This window comes from Infirmifilum tikiterense, assembly GCF_054696565.1.
In genome coordinates, this window is sequence record NZ_CP182482.1 from 854297 (window position 1) to 873414 (window position 19118).

A 19118-nucleotide genomic window follows, 5' to 3' on the forward strand; every position below is an offset into this window, starting at 1 on the left:
AACTAAAAAGAGAAGGTAAAGAAAAACTTTTTCGATTTAAACTTCGATGCCCAGCTCCTTCAGCTTCTCCTTCGTGGGAACTCCGTCGACCCAGCCGCGGAGCTGGTAGTACTCTTTGAGCATCTTGTCGAGCTCAACAACCTGACCCTTCGCCGGGCCTTCTGGCATCGGCTCGTGCGTCAGCCTCTTCGGCAGAGTGTCGTCCTTGGCCGAGAAACCGTAGAGTGACATAATGTAGCGCTCAAGGTTGTATATCCTCTCACCGATCTTCATGACATCATCCGCCGTGAAGTTGAAGCCGGCAACTGTGTTGAATAGGTCCGCGTAGTCCTTGGCGCCGATCTCGAAGGTGGTGAACAGGCAGTTTACAGCGGAGTTGACTACGCTGGTGAGGTCCTGGAAGACCTTCACCCACTGGGCCTTCCCCTCAGGCGTCAGCGGGTCGATCTTCTGCGGAAGGCCGAGGATCTCGGGGGATATCGTGTAGCCCGTGACGTGGCAGCCTCCCCTGTTGGCCGTAGCGTAGTTCAGGCCGATACCCTTAGCGCCGCGTGGGTCGTATGCTGGCATCTCTAGGCCCTTCACGCTCATCGAGAGCTCCGGTGCACCGTACATTTCGGCAAGCCTCTTGCTGCCGAGTGCGAGCTTGGCACCGAAACCCGCTTTGTATGCAGTCCTCCACGTCGCCTCAACCAGTGCCGCAGCGTTCCCGAACCTCATGTCCAGACCCTGGAGGTCCTCCTCTGGGATGTAGCCCTTCTCGTAGAGCTCCATGGCTGCCGCAATCGTGGATCCCAGCGAGATCGGATCCATGCCGAGCTCGTCGCAGAGGTGGTTAGCCTTTATTATCGCAGCAAGGTCCATAACGCCGGTCGAATTGCCAAGGGCCCATATCGACTCGTACTCCGGTCCTTCGCTGTAAAGGATTTGATATGGACCATAGGGAACTTTGACTACGCGACCACAACCAATCTGGCATCCCCAGCAGGGGCGCCTGGCTATCAGGTAGGTCTTCTCGAGGGTTTCGCCGCTGATCTTGTCGGCCTCCGGGTTGTAGCCGAACTGCCAGTTCTTGTAGGGTAGCATACCGGCCTGGTTTATTATGTTTACTAGGATAGCCGTGCCGTATTTCGGCAAGCCTTCACCGGTTACAGGGTTCTTCTTGATCCTCTCAATAAGGTTCCTTGACAGCTCGCGGAACTCGTCTGGCTTGGCTACCTGAGGCTTCTCGTCGCCACCAACGACGACAGCCTTCAGCTTCTTGCTACCCATGACTGCACCTACTCCTGTGCGCCCTGCCGCTCTGTGCTCGTCGTTCATGATGTTGGCAAACAGTACCAGGTTTTCACCGGCAGGGCCGATGCAGGCTACGCTTACGTTCTTAGCCTTGACTCTTCCCTTCAGCACCCTGGTTGTGTCGAAGACGTTCCGGCCCCAGAGGTCTGAGGCATCTTTAATCTCTGCATGACCGTTCACGACCTCGAGGTACACTGGTTTCTCGGATGCCCCCTCAACGACTATCATGTCGTAGCCGGCGAACTTCATGTAGGCCCCGAACTCTCCGCCGCTGTTCGCGCTGCCCACGGAGCCCGTTAAGGGAGACCTCAGCGTCATGACGTGGTGCCTTCCCGGTGAAGGAACGCCCGCAACTCCGGTTAGCGGCCCGGTCCCGAAGATTAGGACGTTTTCAGGGCCAAGCGCGTTGATGTCCTTAGGAGATATTCCCTTCTTCATGTACTCCTTCAAATACCTGTAATACAGTAGGTACAAGGCGTATCCTTTTCCTCCGATGTACTTCTCGGCAACTTGCGGGTCGATGGGCTCGGTCCTTATCGTCTTGTCAGTCAGGTTCACGAAGAGAATTTTACCCATGTATCCGCCTTTCATCGGCGGTCAATAACTATTCATGCTTTCGTAATAGAAAAGCTTTACGATATTTCCAGATAAAAATATCGCGAAATTTTTAATAAAAACACACAGTAATGATAGCTCACGCTTGGCACGTCCACCTCTCACTGATCTGGCTTCCTCGCGGCTTTCATAATGTCCCGTGCAGGCTTTCGTTATGCAAGGATCCCCCTTGAGCGATCCGACAGCCTTTTTCTCGAGTGTGTCGACGTTCTGAGTCTGGTTGAACCAGGTCTGGGGTTTGCAAGCTGACGTAGACCTCCTCGTTAACTTCCCAATCAGGTTATGGTGCATGCGCGGGGTATGGGCATCGCGATTGACCTAGCAGTGTATTATGTAGCAGTGCAGGCACCCCTTGGAGCCTCTCTCGCTATCCAGCAACTTTACGAGAAGCGGAAGTGTTAAGGCGAAGTAGGGGGTTAGGGGAAAACAAAAATGTGTAGCAACTACGTAAAAGGTTTGTGGATGTTTGTCCAAGCCTGATCGTAGAAAGCCTTAACGTTAGGAAGATCGTTGTACCTAGCCTCGCCCTAGAATCGCTCTGGCGCGAGTGTCCAGGCGAGTGCGCCGCGGCGCTTTCTGGTACGAGAATCGAAGATGTGTACCATGTTTTGGAAGCGTACAAGCTTAGAGGAACTTACACCCAGGGGGCTTTCCGAGTGGACTTTGGGGACTGGGTTGAAGCCGTACACAGGGCTGCATCCAGCGGGCTCGAGTACATCGGCCTCCTCCACATTCACAAGGATTCTCAATCAACGCCCTCACCCCTAGACCTGAGGAGGATGATGGAGTGCCCGGGTGAAGTATGGGTTATAATGTCTAAAAGGGGGGTCAGGGCCTGGGTCTACGAGTCGGAGCTACGTGAATTAGTGGTTTTCGTGACATAGCCTTTGAGCAACCTCTAAATCACCGCGAGTGTTCACGTTGAAGAACTCCCGTTGCGGGTTCTCGGATATTTCCTCCACGCTCACGTACTTCGTTCTTATGTTTTCGAGAAGCCACGAGACCCTCACACCGCTGAGCGCGGCGTTGCTGAGGGCTCGCCTCACAGCTTCTCTCCTGTAGACGGCGACGAGGGGCTCAACGTACCCGTTGGGCCACCTCGGTACAACGGCGTCGGTTCCGTCGTCGAGAAGCCGGTAGAGTGTCTTCATCGTCTCCCCTCTGATGAAAGGTGTGTCAGCGGGAACCACTGCAAAAATCCCTTCTTTAACGGTCAGCGAGGCCGTGTACAGGCCGTTCAGCGGTGAGGCCACCTCCAGGATATCCCTTACTACATCCACCCGTAACCCTAAACCGGTAGCTATATCAGAGATCGCCTCGATCTGCTCGGCGTCATGTACTATAACGGTTACCTTGTCAAAGTACCCTGACATGGCCTCCAGTATCCTGAGGATCATCGGCTTGCCGCACAGCACTAGAAGAGGCTTGTAAACCCCGCCTAGCCTTCGACCAGCACCACCGGCCAGCACTACCAGGTTCAACCCGTGCACCCCGTGTTGACGTGATTAATTATGAAAAATGTTTTTACGTGCCATGTTGTAGTTTCGAGGTGTGGAGCGTTACGTAGAGAGGGTCGCGGGAGGCCTAATTACTCTGCTTGAAGCCCTGATAGCGTTTCTGCTCGCCATAGCCGTCATGCTGTCTCTTTGGAAGCTTGGAGGAGAAGCGTTAAAGCTGGCTGCCGAGGCGACCTTCGACAGACAGCACTTCGTAACCTTTCTCGACGAGTCGCTCCTTATGATAGTGGCGGTGGATCTTATGCGAACCCTAGTGGGAGGCATTGTCGAGAAGAGAATCTCGGTGATCGTCGTACTCGAAGCAGCTCTCATCTTCATAATCCGAGAGATAATAACTATGGAGCTGAAGGAGGTCTCAGACATACGCCTTATCCTTTACATCGCCGTGTTCGCAGCACTCTTTGCCTCGTGGATCATATCCCGCAAGACTCGCCTGGTAAGTCAGCAGGATGAAGTATAATCCCTCAGCAGTTCACTGAACACCGTCGCGAAGGCGCTGTACGCCTCTCTCCCGTAAAGGCAGAACACGATCCTGCTTACGCTTTTCAGCCTGCTAGCCGTCTCTAGGACAGCCCTGGCAGCTATCTCCGCGCACTTCTCGTATGGGTAGCCGTACACCCCGGTGGATATAGCCGGGAAGGCTATGCTCTTCAGCCCCAGCTCCTCCGCTTTGAGAAGCGAGTTCGTGAAAGCATTCAGGAGCTTCTGGTCTCCCATAGGATCCCCGTACTTCGGGCCCACCGCGTGGATTACGTACTTCGCCTTGAGTTTACCAGCTCCAGTGACAGCCACCTGGCCCTCAGGCACGGGTCCATGTCTCGAGACGTACTCATCGCTTTCCCGCTGTATGGTGTAACCCCCCTTCTTAACTATCGCCAGCGCAACACCGCCTCCGTGTTTAAGGTAGCTGTTAGCGGCGTTAACTATAGCGTCGGCTTCAAGCTCCGTTATGTCGCCTTCGATGAGCTCAACCGAAACGCCCTGCACCTTGAAGCACGCGCGCATAGCAACTTTAAAACCCCTTCGAGGTGTTATAAGGAAATCGCCGGAGGCATGCCTGAGATAAGTCTACCTAAAGGGTACACACTGGTAGCCCATGGCCCCTCGAAGGTCAGAGTCCTCGAAGGCTCTGTAATGATCTTCGGAGCGACTCTCAGCGCCGGGAGCGAGGCCTTCGCAGAGCCTACCAGGTCGTTACCCCTGTACGCTACAGACGACTCTAGACTGGAGGTCGATAAGGGTAGTTTCTCCCTGGTTGAGGGGGACACGATACCGGCCGAATGGTACAGGCTCGCAGAGGCTATAAGCCAAGGCGAGTTCAGGCGCGTTATCATCATGGGGGATGTAGACAGCGGGAAAACCTCTCTCGCCACGTTGCTTGTCAACTCTCTCACGGGGAAGGGGCGAAGAGTGGCTGTTATCGACGCGGATGTGGGGCAGAAAAGCGTAGGGCCTCCAGGGGCTATTGGGCTTGGCGTAGCCTCGAAGCCCGTCTACTCCCTCGTGAACGTCGAGGTTTACGACTCCTTCTTCATAGGCTCTAACACTCCCTCGGGGCTACTCCATAGGAGCATAGGTGGTGTAGTTGTCCTTCTGCGTAAGGCTGAGAAGCTGGCCGATATCACGATAATAGACACCACGGGCTGGGTTACCGAAAGCGAGGGTAGAGACCTAAAGCTCATTAAAACCCTCGCCGTAGAACCCGACCTCGTTGTGCTCGTGGGCGGATCCAGCACCCTAGTCCAGCTGGAGCGCCCCCTGAGGAAGATGTTTAGGCTCACTAGAGTTCCCAAGCCTCAATACGTCTTCGAGAGGAGCAGAGGGGACAGGAGAGAGTACAGAAGGTGGGTGTTCTCGAGGTACCTCGCATCAGCCTCCGTGAAAAGCGTAGACTTCGCTAGCATAGACATAGCTTACACGTTTTTCTTCACAGGCGCTCCCCTGGTCGCGGAAGAAGTTTCAAGGCTTCAGGCGATTTTAGGAGTCAACGTGCTCTACGCTGAGAAGTCGGACGACCACCTTGGGGTTATCACTCAACCCCAGCCACCTCCACAAGCCGTCGAGCTAGCAAAGAGCGTGTACGGCGTAAGGCACGTCAAAGTGCTAAGCGGCTACGAGCTAATGCACAGCGTTGTAGGCTTCATGAGCCGGGAAAAGTACTGCGAGGGCATAGGCGTCATAACCGGGGTTAATCCCCGTGAAGGCAGGATCCAGGTCCTGACTCCCGTCGACAATCCCGCCGAGAAGCTTTGGCTACTAGGAGTCCAGAAGGTGAACCCTAGCACATTTGAGGAAGAGGCAGGGTTAGAAAAATGGTCTATTTAACGTGTTTACGCCTCAACCTTCTCAAATCTATCCTTCAGCTTGGATAGAATCTGCGGGAGAGTGGTGTACTCCATCTCCTCGGGGCCGAGCCTGTGAGGCATGAATGGACCGTGCCTCCTCATGTAGTCAGCGATTTCCTCCGCGATCCTCCTGGTGTAGTCGAAAGCAGGGTCGTCGAAAAGGTCGACCGGGCCCTCCAGCAAACCATCATGTAGCTGAAATCCTAGACCCACAACCCTGGGCGGGCCGTCGAAGCGTGTGCACTTCGCGTCGCGGAGACTCACAGGCATTAGTGGCCCCGTGTGGGAGCCTCGCATCCAGCCGGAAACCAGGTGCGGGAAGGCAAACGCCTCCAGAACCTCCCCTGTAGCCGGAAAACCGTGCTGCGCCCTGATTATCAGGACGGGGTCGTCCTTACCGACGTACCTCCCAGCTATTAGTGAGAGCCTGGTCACTGAAGCTGAAGCCGCAACCTCATTATCCACTCTTCTCCAAACCTTCCTGATCACATACCTGCCAGGTGTCCCTATGAGACCCAGGAGGTCGTAGATCTCCTCGGGAGCCCTAAGCTTCACGGCTTTACCCTCTATAAGGTCCAAAACCTCGAAGGTAAACCCTTCGTGCATCAGCGGGTCAATGACTAGACCTGCCGTGTTAAAGGGATCCGCGAATATCTTGTACAGCTTGAAGTTCCAAGCACCAGGCTCCGTTTTATCCGCTGAAAAGACGAGGATCGGCTCGCTCTTTCTTTCCTCAAACTCCATCTCAGCGACTCCTGGCCCCAACCCTCTTACGTTTCCAGAGAAAGACTCGCTCAGGAGATCCTGCCCTGCGCCGTAGAGCTTGTAAACCTTGCTGACCTTCTCAGTCGCCTCGACGAATATGTCCCAGGCGAGCTTGTGTACTTCGGGGTTGTTCTCTCCTCTGAGGTGTGTCATCAGTAGCTGAAGGTCATCCCCGACGTGGTACACGTAGTAGTCGATTATTAAGCCTGTCTCCTTAGCCTCCTGAAGCTTTTTTCGCGCAAGCTCTTCGTGCTTTGGGTGAACTATAACGTGTCCGGCAACTCCGCCAATGTCAGCCTTAATAAGCGATACTGTTACCTTCATCATGTTTTCATTGCACTATGCTAACTTATAATTATGATTTAGTAATTTTGCGTAAGCTCAAGAACGTTTAATCGAATAAGCTTTTATCGCTCTCCTGAGAGCTCTACATGTGCCTGAGGTCACTTGCCCCAAGTGTTCAAGAAGATTCGACGTTAAGGTGGATGAAGAGGTAGTTTCGTCGGCCAGCAGGAACCCATTGAAGATTGCAGCGATCGTAATCCCCCACAATGACCACCAGGTTATAGTTTTCGTGAACCCCGAGGGTAGGGTTGTTCGGGTCGAGTGGTCAAGCTCCTCGGAGCGGCCTGTCCTGAACTCCCTGCTTGAGATACCTGTACCGTCCAGCAAGGCGCCTGAGCCCAAGGGCTTGGAGACGCTGGAGTGGTTGTTCCTTGCGATGTGCGATGGCAGGCGCACGCTTCAAGAAATCTGCACCGCCCTGAATATCCCCGTGGGAACGGGTAGGCTTATCGTGGAGAAGCTTAGGTCGCGTGGCTACGTGGAGAGAATTATCGTGAAGCCCCGGGTGTGACTACCTTCTTTCCTCTAGGTGCGATAAGGTAACCTTGGCCACCTCGGTGGTCACCGCTAGGGTAGCTATCACAGCTACGGCTTTCTCGAAATCTTCAAGAGAGATCTGTGTTATGTCGAGTGCGGCCTGCACTGGAGGAATACTTAAGATCAGCATTTGTACGATGAAGGATAGAACCAGCGTCAAGAGGAGGGGCTTGTTGCGCAGGGGCGAGAGCTTGTAGATCGGGCTTCTGAGAGACCTGAACAGATAAGCTAGGACAAGCTCGCTGAGCACCATGGACGTGAAGAGCGTAGTCCTAGCCTCCACCACTGGCACACCGCTTCTCAGGAGAAGCTTGAACAGAAAGGCTAGGCTGAGCGTGAAAACGAGTGGCGTTATTACTAGGAATGCCAGCGTCTCCCCTCTCGAGAATATAGGCGAGTTGGGCTTTCGCGGCTCTCTCTCGAGAAGGTCAGGCTCGCCGGGCTCAAGGCTTAGCGCGATCGCTGGCGCCCCGTCTGTGACGAGGTTAACCCAAAGTATCTGAGTCGCCGTGAACGGTATTGGGAGGCCCATGAAGGTGGCGAGGAGTGGGACTAGAAGCTCCGTGATGTTAGCCGACAGCAGGTAAACAAGGTACTTTCTGATGTTTTCGAATATTTCACGACCAAGCTTTACTGCTTCGACTATCGTCGCGAAGTTGTCGTCGGCTAACACCATGGAAGCAGCCTCTTTGGCCACCTCAGTACCTGTAATACCCATCGCCACGCCGACATCCGCGGCCTTGAGAGCCGGCGCGTCGTTTACTCCATCTCCGGTCATAGCCACCACATGCCCCCTCTTTTTTAGTGCTTTAACTATGCGAAGCTTGTGTTCGGGGGACACGCGTGCATAGACCCGGATTCTCTCAACTTTCTCGGTAAGCTCTTCCTCGCTCATCTTCTCTAGCTCGGCACCAGTGATCACGATGTCTCCCTCCTCGAGCATACCGAGTTGCTTCGCTACGGATAAAGCCGTGAGCTTGTGATCGCCTGTTATCATCGAGACCTTAATCCCTGCTCTCTTACACGTTTCCAACGCGCTTTTAACCTCTGGGCGAGGGGGGTCTATCAGGGCTACTAGGCCAAGGAAAACTAGATCTTTCTCGTCATCCTCGGATACAGTTTCCTTTTCATGATCGAAGAACTTGACCGCAAAAGCGATGTTTCTCAACCCCTCTCCGGCGAACTCGTCGTTGACCTCGAGGACCCTTCTTCTAATCTCTTCTGTCAGTTCAACAGCCTCACCGTTAAACGTGAGGATCTTTGACGATAAAGGTAGCAGAACTTCAGGAGCACCCTTCACGAACATCACCTTCCCACCCTGGTGCACATGAAGCGTGCTCATCCTCTTTCTCTCGGATGAGAAGGGAACCTCGCCTACCCTCTCCAAGGATAAAGTTATTCCGGCTTTTATCGCGAGAACCTTGAGAGCACCCTCCGTCGTATCACCCCTGACGATCCACTTCCCATCCGAATTAGCTAGCTGAGAGTCATTGTTATTGTACGCGTTTAAAAGCAGCATGTATAGTGGTTGAATTTGAGAAGCCTCAACGCGGGAGCCTCTGAACAGTATCTCTCCTCTCGGGTCGTAGCCCGTACCTGTAACTTCAAACGTGGCGTCGTAGACCCAGACTTTCACCGCCGTCATCTCACCCTTAGTCATGGTCCCTGTCTTATCGCTGCAAATGTAAGTTGTCGAGCCCAGCGTCTCGACAGCCGGAAGCCTCTTAACGATGGCGTTCCTTTTCGCCATCTTGTAAACACCGATAGCGAGCGAGCCCGTTACAACGACTGGAAGAGCTTCCGGTACAGCCGCAACAGCTAGACTCACAGCCCAAAGTAGCAGCTCTAGAGGATGGAGCCCCCAGAAGAACATGCCTACAATCGAGACCACGGAAGCCACGACTAGCATGAGAACCAGGAGATTCCTCCCAAGTGCGTCGAGCTGCCTCTCGAGGGGGGTTTTCTCGGCTTTAACCTCCTGTAGCGACTCGGCGATTTTCCCAAGCTCGGTGTTTTTTCCCGTTGCCACGACGACGGCTTTCCCCTTCCCGTACACCACTACAGTACCCGCGAAAACCATGTTCACCCTTTCCGCTAAAGGCGCATCGGCTTCTATGGTCTCAGCTATCTTGTCCACAGGGGTAGACTCTCCCGTAAGCATAGATTCGTCAACTCGGAGGTTTACTGCCTCGAAGACTCTAGCGTCTGCCGCGACCCTATCGCCGGCGTTTAGCACGAGTACGTCTCCAGGTACAACTTCCTCCGAGCGAACGGTCTTCATCTCACCTTCCCTTATGACTGTTGCGAGAGGCGATGCCATTTTCTTGAGGGCCTCAAGGGCTCGCTCAGCCCTGTACTCCTGGTAAAAGCCTAGGATCGCGCCAGCCAAAACAAGGACCACTATGACTAAGGCGTCGAGAGTCTCGCCTATCGCGACTGAGAGGGCTGTTGCGAAAAGAAGCAAGCCGGTCAGAGGGTTCAGGAACTGATTCAGGAAAAGCCTCAAAGGGCTAGCCCTCTTCTCCTCCTCAATCCTGTTCGGTCCCCAAACTTCAAGACGTCTACGGGCCTCATCCTCGCTCAGCCCTAGAGGGGTTGTGCGCAACCTCTCGAAGACTTCCTCCTGGCTGAGAGCGTGCCAAGGAGCGCTCCCACTCATCTTCGAACGATAGCCGTGAGAACGCCGAATCCTAAAAACTTAACTTAATGAATGCGGTTAAAGTGCCGGGGCGTAGTCAGGGGGTCAGAGGAGCTTTCTAAGGAGGGCTTCCACCTGCTCGCTCTCAATGATGGATTTAAGCCTCTCACACCCACTGGGAGGCGGGGAAACGCTGGGCACGAGAAGTAACGGGGCTTTTCCGTGGAATTCGCGGTTAAACGCGTCTAGCACCGCGCCCTCCGCTACTGTATCTCCTACCATGTTCACTATTACCGCCTTCACTGGTATACCCGCATCTGAGAGCTCAGCATAGACTCTGCGCGTGACGGAGAAATCCACAGGTAGAGGCCTGGACACGATCACTGCTCTGTGTTGCTCGGATTTGAGAAACTCCAGAATGTTGCTCGCCAGCCTCTTCCAGGATTCAATAAGCTCGAGAGGCTCGGCGCCCCCAGTTCTAACCTTATCGATAACCCCTTTAAGCTTTAGGTAGAGCTTTGCAGCATCACCCAGGTGCTCGTAGAACTCCTTCTCGATGCGGAGCATCCTTATACCCCCGCCCGTAGCCATGGTATCCCAGACCATGAAGTCAGCGTTTATCCTGTGGAACTTATCCCAAACATAGTAAAGAGTGAACTCCTCCACAATGCCCGGAGCTCCAGCCACGTAGTCAATGATCTCCCTACCCACCGGGAATATGCTGGATGCTACCCTGTAAACCTCTTCTCCGAACCTCTCCTTCCACAGTTGCACGATCTTCTCCTCGGTAAGCTGCTCCGCGACAACCCCGTTGCAAACCTCCCTGGGCTCATCGGAGAACTCTACGCCCAGAACATCGTGAAGAGAGGGGACGAAATCCGTTGAAATCAGGTAAACCCTGTAACCCCTCTCTGCTAGCTTAACAGCCAGCGCTGACGAGAGCGTTGTTTTTCCAACCCCACCCTTACCCCAAAAACTTATAAGCACGGGCACAGTAGCTTCGTGTTCAAGGCTAAATATATTCTTTTTAGGAAAACACTAACCTTATTACACGGGCTTTAAGACAGCTCACGTGAACCTGTGGGACCTCTTGGAATCCTCGAAATGGTTGGCGCGGCAAGGATGGATGATGAGAGGGATTCCTACAGCTATAGCTGAGACGGTCTCGCAGCACTCCTGGGAAACCGGGTTAATCGCTTACCTTATCGCCTCAAGAGTAAAGCCCGAGGAGTGCCCGTTGAACCCGTACAAGGCTGGGATGCTCGGGCTCGTTCACGACCTGCTGGAAGGAGTTCTGGGCGACATCCCAAGGTACACGAGCCTTCAGCTGGGAGACCTGAAGAACAGTCTGGAGGAAAAGGCTATCAGCGAGCTTGAAATGGAGCCGAGTCTTCGAGAGTTGCTAAAAGAGTGGGAGGAGGGGGCTACGCCCGAGTCAAAAGCCGCGAGGATAGCTGACAGTCTGTCCACCTACCTGCAGGCATTGAGGTACATGAGATCGGGCTACGGTAGAGCTCTGGAGATAGCTGAGACTTCCCGACGGAAAGCGATTGACGTCGCGAGGGGTACGTGCTTCGAGACCGTAGTTGCGCAAGTGCTCAGCGACATCGAGAGAGCCCTCCTCTGTGGCTCTAAAAGCTGAACTTTGAAATTAAAAGTTCAAACTTTTCAAAAACCTTATATCAACGCGGCGCATCCCTATTCGTAGCCATGGATGATAAGGACGCCGTCATACTCAGGATGCTGATGGACAACGCGCGCACACCGCTCACCGAGATAGCTAAGGCTGTAGGAGTGACCGATGTAGCGGTCAAGAAGAGGATACAGAAGCTGGAAAGAGAAGGCGTGATCAGGAAGTACACAATCGTCGTTGAGCCGAAGAAGATAGGGTACAACGGCGTAGCCCTTGTGGGCGTGGACACAGACCCAGATAAAGTACTCTCAGTGGCCCACGAGCTCTCAAAGCGCGAGTTCACAGTGTCTGTTTTCGTCACAACGGGAGACCACATGATAATGACCGAGGTTTGGGCTAAAACAGGACAAGATCTAATGAAGATAATTGAGGAGATCGGCAGGATGGAGGGGGTTAAAAAGGTCTGCCCGGCTATAGTCCTAGAGAGGATCAAGTAGCTTCTTCAGTAGCAAGAAGACGCGCGCCTGCAGCCTGAGCTTTTCGAAGGGTCCGCTCTCCGAGAGGACTCCCTTCTCCCTGAGAGAGGAGATCAGCTGGGAAAAGCCTTTGCCATCCAGGCCGAGCCTCGTAGACGCCTCGCCAGCATCGCGGCTAACCGCTATTACCTTGATTGCCTCCAGCTCTTCCTCGTTCAGCCCATCGATACTCACATTAAGTAATCTAGATAGCGCCTCGACCAGTGCGTTCTCAACAAGCCGCTCCAACTCCTCCGTAGACACGAAGTGGAAGTAATCCGGCAGTAGCACGACCTCTACTCCGAGTTCGCGCGCGTACACTTCAGCCGATTTATCAGCGAACCCCCTAGCGACGATCAGAGGCTTAGCCCCTACGAGCTGAGCGTTAGCAAGCGCCTGCCTCACATCGGTCGTCGAAACCCTCCCCGACTTAACCTCGACTGCGTAAAGCTCCCCACCTTTGCGCGCAATAGCGTCGACCTCAGCTACCTCAACCCCTTCTCTGACAACCCTGTGCCTGTACGAAACGACCTCGAAGCCGAGGCTCTCAAGAATATGGAAAGCCAGAGTCTCGGTCCAGAACCCCCTACGGGAACCCACCTCACCTCACCCAAAGGCTTCTAAACATAGCCTTAACGTCGCCTAAAGTAAGCGTTTTCGCGAAGTCGGCGTTGGAGAGCTCCTTCAACCTCAACCTAGCGAGGGTGGGCTGATACCGCCACAGCGCTAGCTCCCAGAACAAGTCCCACGTAGCCACGCTAGAGTAGTGCCTCCTGTACATGAGCATCGCCGAGTGCTCGAGCAAGCCGAGGTCCTCGACCTCCTGAGCTTCAGCGGCCTTAAGCTCGTAGAGGCTACGGTAGGGGCAGAAGCGGCACGAGACCCTGGGTATTCCGAGAAGGTAGTGGGGGTGCACCAAGTCGTGCTCTGCAACAATCCTCGCCGCATCTAATGCTGTGAAGTCGTACACTAGGTTTAACGTGCGACCTTGCACAAAACTACTTTTCGTAGCTAAGCCCTTGAGCCTGCTCATCCTTTTACCGCTTTCAAGCATGCGGTCCCCTTTAGCCTCAAAGTCGGCGCCCAGGGCCTTCCGCGCCTCTCTCAGAGCCCTCGTCTTGAGGTAGGTGCACCACCTTATGCCACGTCTAGGTAGTCCTTCGCGCATGAGATAGAACTGCATCATCCTCCTGTCCGCCTCCACGTATAGGAACTCTACTCCCAGCTTGTTAGCGATCCTCTCGGCTATGTCAATGTTTTCAGGGGGTTCGAGGTAGGGGACGTGGACGTACACGGCCAGGAGTTTGAAGTCTATATGCTCGCGGAGCCTTGACAGGATGAGTAGCTGAGCTGTGCTGTCCTTCCCCCCACTTAGATCGGCCATTACAAGCTTACCATCAAGTGTCTCCCTGAGAGCCGTCGCGGCCTGTGTTACACGCTCTTCAAGCAACCCCTCTCGAGGTTCTAGAGACGGCAGGATAGGGCTCTCGTAGAGAATTCTGAACAGCTCGCTTTCTGTTTTCAACCCGAAACCTCTATCTCCTAACCACAGGTAGTGCTCCTGGACGTTTCCGCGTGTAACCTCGACGTAGTCACCGAAAGTCCTTACAAACCCCTCCGCTTTCCCGTCTACAAGCACTGGATATGCCTCCATCATCAGCCCATCGAGATTTCTCCTCGTAGCAATGTTACATTTAGTTTTCCCTGCTTCTTATCTCAATCCAATGACTCTCTCGCCTCCAGCAGGGTTAAGAGAGTAGCCACGAGTGTTCTAGCGACATCTGTGAGTTTCCTTAGGGTCACATCTCATGCCGCATAATTCAGGCTCATTGATGCGCTTAAGTAACCCAGCCTATGAGGTGCCGGTATCTTTCCAGTAATAGTAACCGAGAAATAGCCAAAGGAAAAAACACCTAAATAGATGATTTAAATGATTGCTACTTGGATTTTACCCTCTAATTCTTTCTTGAAGCGCTCAGCGTCACTTGCTGAGCCGACAATTGCCCCGTAGTGCATCGGGATAGCTAGCTTAGGCTGGATATCCAGCGCCGCCCTAGCGGCCTCCTCAGCGGTCATTACATAAGTCCCGCTAACCGGTAGTAACGCAACGTCCACCCTCCCTTTAAGCTCCTTCATCTCCGGAATGTGGTCGGTGTCTCCGGCGTGGTACACTCTAACACCACCGATAGTTACTATGACGCCGACACCCTTGTACTCACGCGGGTGAAACCTCTTATTGACGTTGTACGCGTGAACAGCCTCTACGGTAACCCCCTTCACCTCAACTCTGCTCCCGGGCTCGACGAGGTGGTAACGGAGACCCAGCTTCTCAACCTTCCCCTTACAGTTCACGCTGGCAATTACGTCAGCGTCCTTCTTCGCCACCTTTAGAACATCGTCAGGGCTGCAGTGGTCGTAGTGGTCGTGAGTGCATATCACAATGTCGCCGTCCTTCGGAGCGCCCTCGACCTCAAAGGGATCAATGTAGACCGTCACACCGCCTGCTGAGAGCTTGAAGGTGGCGTGCTTCAAGTGTTCCACGAGAAGCCCTTGGAATGTTAACGAACCCATCACGTTATCTGTCCCGACAACCAATATAAGGCTTTCCTGAGCCTTTACACCAAGCTCCCGGCAACCTGACCTAGGCTGTAATGTTTTTAACCCTCCTTGGTTTAAGAAATGCTCGAGGAGCGGGGGTGCCCGAGCTAGGTCAAAGGGGGCGGACTCAAGATCCGCTGGCGTCGGCCTACCCGGGTTCGAATCCCGGCCCCCGCACCTCACGCGTCTGAATTCCCTCGCGCGCTGAAAGTTCTAGCGGATAGTCTATCCTCAAAGGCTCCTCTAGGAAAACGCGAAGGTTTGTTCAGGAGAGGTCTTACTCGACTTTGAAGAGGGGGTCTCCCTGCTTCACGACACCCCCCTCCTCAGCGTAAACTTCAGTTACGGTCCCGCTCGTATTTGACTTGACTTCAACAAGGGTTTTCATAGCCTCGATCACCGCAAGCACGTCTCCAGAGCGGACAACATCCCCCTTCTTTACGTTGACCTTGGACACTCTTCCAGTAATGGGCGACGTCACGACACCCTTGCCTAAAGGTGGTGACTCGACCTTCTTGACTATCCCTGTCTGCAGGACAGAGAGAACGGTCTCGAGCGGGCTCCCCCCCTCCTCAACTTCGACCTCAACCTCGAAGGCCTCACCATCTACTATGACCAGGAACTTCTTCCTCATGCACTCACCACTGGGAGAGAGCATCATCCTCGGCTACGTCCAGCGCCCGCGCGAGCCTCCACGCGCTGACGGGTGTGGCGGCGAGAGCTCTCTGATGCCTCCGGCGCCGCTCCCTGGAGCGCATGTACGCTATAACCGCTGCTAGAACAACAGCGCGCTTTCCAGGCTCCATCCTCACACCCTTTTCAAGTGCTCCACGAGAAGCCCTTGGAATGTTAACGAACCCATCACGTTATCTGTCCCGACAACCAATATAAGGCTTTCCTGAGCCTTTACACCAAGCTCCCGGCAACCTGACCTAGGCTGTAATGTTTTTAACCCTCCTTGGTTTAAGAAATGCTCGAGGAGCGGGGGTGCCCGAGCTAGGTCAAAGGGGGCGGACTCAAGATCCGCTGGCGTCGGCCTACCCGGGTTCGAATCCCGGCCCCCGCACCTCATGCATCTGAACCCCCTCGCGCGCTGAAAGCCCGGTCCCCAAAGAGGAAAGGGGGATGATAGCATGAGCGGGGAAAGTAAGAGTAATAAAAACGGCAAGGGGCTCGTCGACGCCTACAGGGTTTGGCGAGTGAAGACGAACAGGGAGCAGGGGCTGAGGCTTCGGAGCCTCTACTTCAGCCTTGCCTCCGCGGTTGAGCGGGCCAGCGAGGAGCTCGAGAGGAAATACGGCGACGCGTTCAGGAGGGAGCCGGAGAGGTTCAGCGAGGAGTTGATCGAGGAGGCCTCGAAGCTGGCTGGGCTACCGAAGGGGCTGTTCTGGTACGCCGTGGAGTGGTGGAACATGATTGCGGAGGCCAGGGGGAAGTCGAAGCTTCGCGGCAGGTTCACTTCGCCACCGGTACCGCTACTCATTAAGGTGGTCAGCAATAGCGATAGGCTTTACGGCAACGCCAATGCTACCGCAGTCCTCGACGCCTCGAGGGGCGAGCTTCGCGTTCCCAGCGCAGGTGTCGCGGTGAGGCTGAGGCCCTCGCTTGTCAGGGCTGTGCTGGAGGACGTCCAGAGGTTCGGGGACGTAAAGCTGACGCTGCAGCTCACCGCAAGGGGTAGGCCTCGCCTAGCGGCGCACCGCAAGGTCAAGCAGGCGTGGTGGGGCGGTGACCGCAAGCTGGCAGTAATGGCTGTGGATGTGAACAGCTCTTACGGCCTCTACCTCCTTGCCTTCGCGTTCGACAGTGAGGTGAGGCTGGTGGCACAGCGCGTGTTTAAGCCTCCGAACACCACCATGCTGAGGCTACTAGCCACCATTTTGCATAGCTACTCCGAAGTTAAGAGCTGTGAGCTCGCCGTAAAGAGGTTCAGGGAGAGGAGGAGCGTCAGGAGGCTGCAGAGAGAGGGGAGAGGCTTCGTTGTGGAGGAGGCGCTGAGGCTTGCAGGGAAGCTGAGAGCGAGGCTAAACGTGACGCCGGAGCGCACCGAGAGAGTAGCGGGGCAGGCATTGAGGAAGGTGAAGAAGGTGAACGAAGACTGGGTCAGAGGCGTGCTCAGGGAGATGAGAGAGCTGGCGAGAAAGCTACGGGACCAGGGCTACCTCGTCGTCATCGTCGCTGACATCCCCCAAGCCGAGTCCCTAAGGGGAACGAAGCTACAGAGAACGCTGCTAAGAGTGGCGGAGAGGCTTGAGAACATGGCCTGGTACGAGGGCGCCAAGTGGTTCCAGCCGGAGAACAACGTCAGCGGGAAGCAGTGCCCCCTCTGCGGGCGAGAGGGGGTGGAGATCCAGAGAAGGTACTACAAGTGCACGCGCTGCGGCCTGATCTATGGGAGGGATTGGGCCGCGGCCTTCAACACTGCGAAGCTCTTCCTGAAGGCCTGCAAAGCCGAGAGGCAGCTAGAGGTGCTGAGCAGGTGGCTCAGCCAGCACCCCAGGGCGCTGGCGAAAAGGTACTACATGCCACGACCGAAGACCCAAGAGGCTCAGGCCCCGGCCCCAGTTCCCGCAGCTCCCCCACCCCCGGGGGACTAGCGGGTGCCGCGCGCGGCGCGAAGAGGCGAAGAGGCGCCGAGGCAACACCCCGCCGCACAGCCCAAGCAAGCTGGCGGGGCAGGCCGAAGGCGCGGAGCCCATGAGCCCGAAGAGGGGCCCCGGATCAGTGAAGGGGTAGATGAGCCAGGCGCGGCCTCACACCGGTGGGACTCCGTGCTTGCGAGGTGGTCTGGGTTGCCTCTCACGCTTGTCCATGAGGAACTGGAGCAACTTGTAGAGGTAGGGCCTCGTCTCCCTGGGGAGTATCACGTCGTCAACGTACCCCCTGGCTGCTGGCACGTAAGGGTTCGCTATCTCGCTCCTGTACTTCTCGGCGAAGACCTTAGCGAGCTCCTCAGGGTTCTCGGCCTTCTCGAGCTCCCTCTTGTATATTATCTCAATAGCCCCCTCGGGTCCCATGACCGCTATTTCAGCTGTCGGCCAAGCTAGTACGAAGTCCGCTCCCAGGTGCTTGCTCCCCATCGCGATGTACGCCCCGCCGTATGCCTTCCTCAGTACGACGGTGATCTTCGGTACTGTGGCGTCAGCGTAGGCGTAGATTATCTTTGCGCCGTGCCTGATCACTCCGTGGTGCTCCTGGTAGGTGCCCGGCAGGAATCCCGGGACGTCGACGAACGTTACGATGGGGAAGTTGAACGCGTCGCAAAACTGCACGAACCTGCTTATCTTGTCTGAAGAATCTATGTCGAGGCTCCCGGCCATCACGGCGGGCTGGTTCGCCACAACGCAGACCGCGTGCCCGCCAAGCCTGGCGAAGCCAACCACCGCGCTTTGAGCGAAGTGCTGGTGGACTTCGAGGAAGCTTCCTGCGTCGAACACCCGGTAGATCACTTCTCTGACATCGTAGGGCTTCACTGGGTCGTCCGGCACTACGCTCTCCAGCGAGCTGTCCTCGCGGAGCGGGTCGTCGCCCGTCTCGACGAAAGGAGGATCCTCGGTGTTGTTGCTCGGCAGGTAGCTCAGCAACCTCCTAACGAGGGCAATCGCCTCTCGGTCGTCCTCCGCTATGAAGTGCGCGACGCCGCTTCTAGACGCGTGGATCTCCGCGCCCCCAAGCTCCTCGAACGTCACATCCTCTCCTATGGATGCCTTCACGACCTTAGGGCCTGTTATGAACATGTAGCTTTTCCTAGTCATCACAATGAAGTCGGCCAAGGCAGGGCTGTAAACAGCTCCGCCAGCGCAGGGACCCATTATGGCTACGATCTGCGGTACCACGCCGCTCGCCATGACGTTCCTGTAGAATATCTCCCCGTAACCCTTGAGTGAGTCGACGCCCTCCTGGATCCTCGCACCCCCGCTGTCGTTAAGCCCTATGACAGGAACACCCAGCTTTAAGGCCAGCTCGATCGTCCTGGCGATCTTAGCCGCGTGCATTTCCCCGACGCTCCCGCCCATGAAAGTGAAGTCCTGAGCGTAGACTGCTACGCGTCTCCCGTCGACGGTCCCGAGGCCTGCGACAACGCCGTCGCCGTAAGCTTTCTTCGACTCCATGCCGAAGCCCGTGGCTCTGTGCTGGACGTACCGCCCGATAGGGATGAAGGAGTCTGGGTCAAGCAGGAGGCTAAGCCTTTCATGCACTGTGAGCCTCCCCTGCTCGTGGAGCTTTCTCACGAGCTCCTCGCTCAGGCTGTCGGTCGCTCTTCTCCGCTCAATCAGCTCGGCAATCTTTCTGTCATCCATCCAACAGGCACCC

19 protein-coding genes and 2 tRNA genes are annotated in these 19118 nt (G+C 55.4%); 9 read left to right on the forward strand and 12 right to left on the reverse strand.

Going from position 1 to position 19118, the window contains the following annotated elements; translation table 11 throughout:
- Positions 1-36 precede the first annotated feature (36 nt).
- Positions 37-1887 carry an aldehyde ferredoxin oxidoreductase family protein gene (locus ACNO7C_RS04710; RefSeq protein ID WP_460025799.1) on the reverse strand — a complete coding sequence of 617 codons (1851 nt, stop codon included), beginning with the start codon at positions 1885-1887 and terminating at the stop codon, positions 37-39.
- 482 nt (positions 1888-2369) lie between these two features.
- Here ACNO7C_RS04710 and ACNO7C_RS04715 point away from each other — a divergent pair, with 482 nt between their 5' ends.
- Complete coding sequence (locus ACNO7C_RS04715; protein ID WP_460025800.1) at positions 2370-2795, forward strand: M67 family metallopeptidase; 426 nt, start codon at positions 2370-2372, stop codon at positions 2793-2795.
- On the opposite strand, the gene mobA is transcribed toward ACNO7C_RS04715, so the two are convergent.
- Positions 2775-3392 (reverse strand): molybdenum cofactor guanylyltransferase, encoded by a 618-nt coding sequence (gene mobA, locus ACNO7C_RS04720; RefSeq protein ID WP_460025801.1) that lies wholly within the window; start codon positions 3390-3392, stop codon positions 2775-2777. The genes ACNO7C_RS04715 and mobA overlap by 21 nt on opposite strands.
- A gap of 70 nt (positions 3393-3462) precedes the next feature.
- Between mobA and ACNO7C_RS04725 the strand changes: the two genes are divergently transcribed.
- The gene (locus ACNO7C_RS04725; RefSeq protein ID WP_460025802.1) at positions 3463-3888 is read left to right on the forward strand and encodes a phosphate-starvation-inducible PsiE family protein; all 426 of its coding nucleotides are present in this window, start codon (positions 3463-3465) and stop codon (positions 3886-3888) included.
- Here the strand turns inward: ACNO7C_RS04725 and ACNO7C_RS04730 are convergent.
- The gene (locus ACNO7C_RS04730; protein ID WP_460025803.1) at positions 3870-4433 is read right to left on the reverse strand and encodes an ADP-ribose-binding protein; all 564 of its coding nucleotides are present in this window, start codon (positions 4431-4433) and stop codon (positions 3870-3872) included. The two genes, ACNO7C_RS04725 and ACNO7C_RS04730, sit on opposite strands and share 19 nt — an antisense overlap.
- A gap of 48 nt (positions 4434-4481) precedes the next feature.
- On the opposite strand from ACNO7C_RS04730, the gene ACNO7C_RS04735 reads away from it, so the two are divergent.
- A complete protein-coding gene (locus ACNO7C_RS04735) occupies positions 4482-5753 on the forward strand; it encodes a Clp1/GlmU family protein (RefSeq protein WP_460025804.1) in 1272 nt (423 codons plus the stop codon).
- A gap of 5 nt (positions 5754-5758) precedes the next feature.
- On the opposite strand, the gene fbp is transcribed toward ACNO7C_RS04735, so the two are convergent.
- Positions 5759-6865, reverse strand: a complete 1107-nt coding sequence (gene fbp / locus ACNO7C_RS04740) for a fructose-1,6-bisphosphate aldolase/phosphatase (protein WP_460025805.1) — start codon at positions 6863-6865, stop codon at positions 5759-5761.
- A gap of 106 nt (positions 6866-6971) precedes the next feature.
- On the opposite strand from fbp, the gene ACNO7C_RS04745 reads away from it, so the two are divergent.
- Entirely contained in the window at positions 6972-7394 is a 423-nt protein-coding gene (locus tag ACNO7C_RS04745; protein ID WP_460025806.1) for a hypothetical protein, read from the forward strand.
- Here ACNO7C_RS04745 and ACNO7C_RS04750 read toward each other — a convergent pair whose 3' ends face one another.
- Both ACNO7C_RS04750 and ACNO7C_RS04755 read right to left on the reverse strand, forming a co-directional pair.
- A complete protein-coding gene (locus tag ACNO7C_RS04750; RefSeq protein ID WP_460025807.1) occupies positions 7395-10079 on the reverse strand; it encodes a cation-translocating P-type ATPase in 2685 nt (894 codons plus the stop codon).
- Positions 10080-10163: 84 nt separating this feature from the next.
- The gene (locus ACNO7C_RS04755) at positions 10164-11045 is read right to left on the reverse strand and encodes an ArsA family ATPase (RefSeq protein ID WP_460025808.1); all 882 of its coding nucleotides are present in this window, start codon (positions 11043-11045) and stop codon (positions 10164-10166) included.
- An 85-nt stretch (positions 11046-11130) separates the two neighbouring features.
- Here ACNO7C_RS04755 and ACNO7C_RS04760 point away from each other — a divergent pair, with 85 nt between their 5' ends.
- Together ACNO7C_RS04760 and ACNO7C_RS04765 are read left to right on the forward strand one after the other, a co-directional pair.
- A complete protein-coding gene (locus ACNO7C_RS04760) occupies positions 11131-11700 on the forward strand; it encodes an HD domain-containing protein (RefSeq protein ID WP_460025809.1) in 570 nt (189 codons plus the stop codon).
- 68 nt (positions 11701-11768) lie between these two features.
- The gene (locus ACNO7C_RS04765; protein ID WP_460025810.1) at positions 11769-12188 is read left to right on the forward strand and encodes an Lrp/AsnC family transcriptional regulator; all 420 of its coding nucleotides are present in this window, start codon (positions 11769-11771) and stop codon (positions 12186-12188) included.
- Here ACNO7C_RS04765 and ACNO7C_RS04770 read toward each other — a convergent pair.
- The 3 genes from ACNO7C_RS04770 to ACNO7C_RS04780 form a co-directional block, all read right to left on the reverse strand.
- Complete coding sequence (locus ACNO7C_RS04770) at positions 12171-12806, reverse strand: recombinase RecB (RefSeq protein WP_460025811.1); 636 nt, start codon at positions 12804-12806, stop codon at positions 12171-12173. The genes ACNO7C_RS04765 and ACNO7C_RS04770 overlap by 18 nt on opposite strands.
- A gap of 1 nt (position 12807) precedes the next feature.
- On the reverse strand, positions 12808-13863 hold the full coding sequence (locus ACNO7C_RS04775; RefSeq protein ID WP_460025812.1) for a phosphoadenosine phosphosulfate reductase domain-containing protein: 1056 nt from the start codon (positions 13861-13863) through the stop codon (positions 12808-12810).
- A gap of 269 nt (positions 13864-14132) precedes the next feature.
- Positions 14133-14777, reverse strand: coding sequence for an MBL fold metallo-hydrolase (locus tag ACNO7C_RS04780; protein WP_460025813.1), 645 nt, complete (start codon positions 14775-14777; stop codon positions 14133-14135).
- A gap of 119 nt (positions 14778-14896) precedes the next feature.
- Here ACNO7C_RS04780 and ACNO7C_RS04785 point away from each other — a divergent pair.
- Positions 14897-14981: transfer RNA gene (locus ACNO7C_RS04785), tRNA-Leu, on the forward strand.
- A gap of 100 nt (positions 14982-15081) precedes the next feature.
- On the opposite strand, the gene ACNO7C_RS04790 is transcribed toward ACNO7C_RS04785, so the two are convergent.
- Complete coding sequence (locus tag ACNO7C_RS04790; protein ID WP_460025814.1) at positions 15082-15438, reverse strand: biotin/lipoyl-containing protein; 357 nt, start codon at positions 15436-15438, stop codon at positions 15082-15084.
- A 4-nt stretch (positions 15439-15442) separates the two neighbouring features.
- Positions 15443-15610, reverse strand: a complete 168-nt coding sequence (locus ACNO7C_RS04795) for a hypothetical protein (RefSeq protein WP_460025815.1) — start codon at positions 15608-15610, stop codon at positions 15443-15445.
- A gap of 175 nt (positions 15611-15785) precedes the next feature.
- Here ACNO7C_RS04795 and ACNO7C_RS04800 point away from each other — a divergent pair.
- Positions 15786-15870, forward strand: a tRNA-Leu gene (locus ACNO7C_RS04800).
- Between the two features lie 67 nt (positions 15871-15937).
- Positions 15938-17401, forward strand: coding sequence for a zinc ribbon domain-containing protein (locus tag ACNO7C_RS04805; protein WP_460025816.1), 1464 nt, complete (start codon positions 15938-15940; stop codon positions 17399-17401).
- Between the two features lie 156 nt (positions 17402-17557).
- On the opposite strand, the gene ACNO7C_RS04810 is transcribed toward ACNO7C_RS04805, so the two are convergent.
- A complete protein-coding gene (locus ACNO7C_RS04810; RefSeq protein WP_460025817.1) occupies positions 17558-19105 on the reverse strand; it encodes an acyl-CoA carboxylase subunit beta in 1548 nt (515 codons plus the stop codon).
- Positions 19106-19118 lie beyond the last annotated feature (13 nt).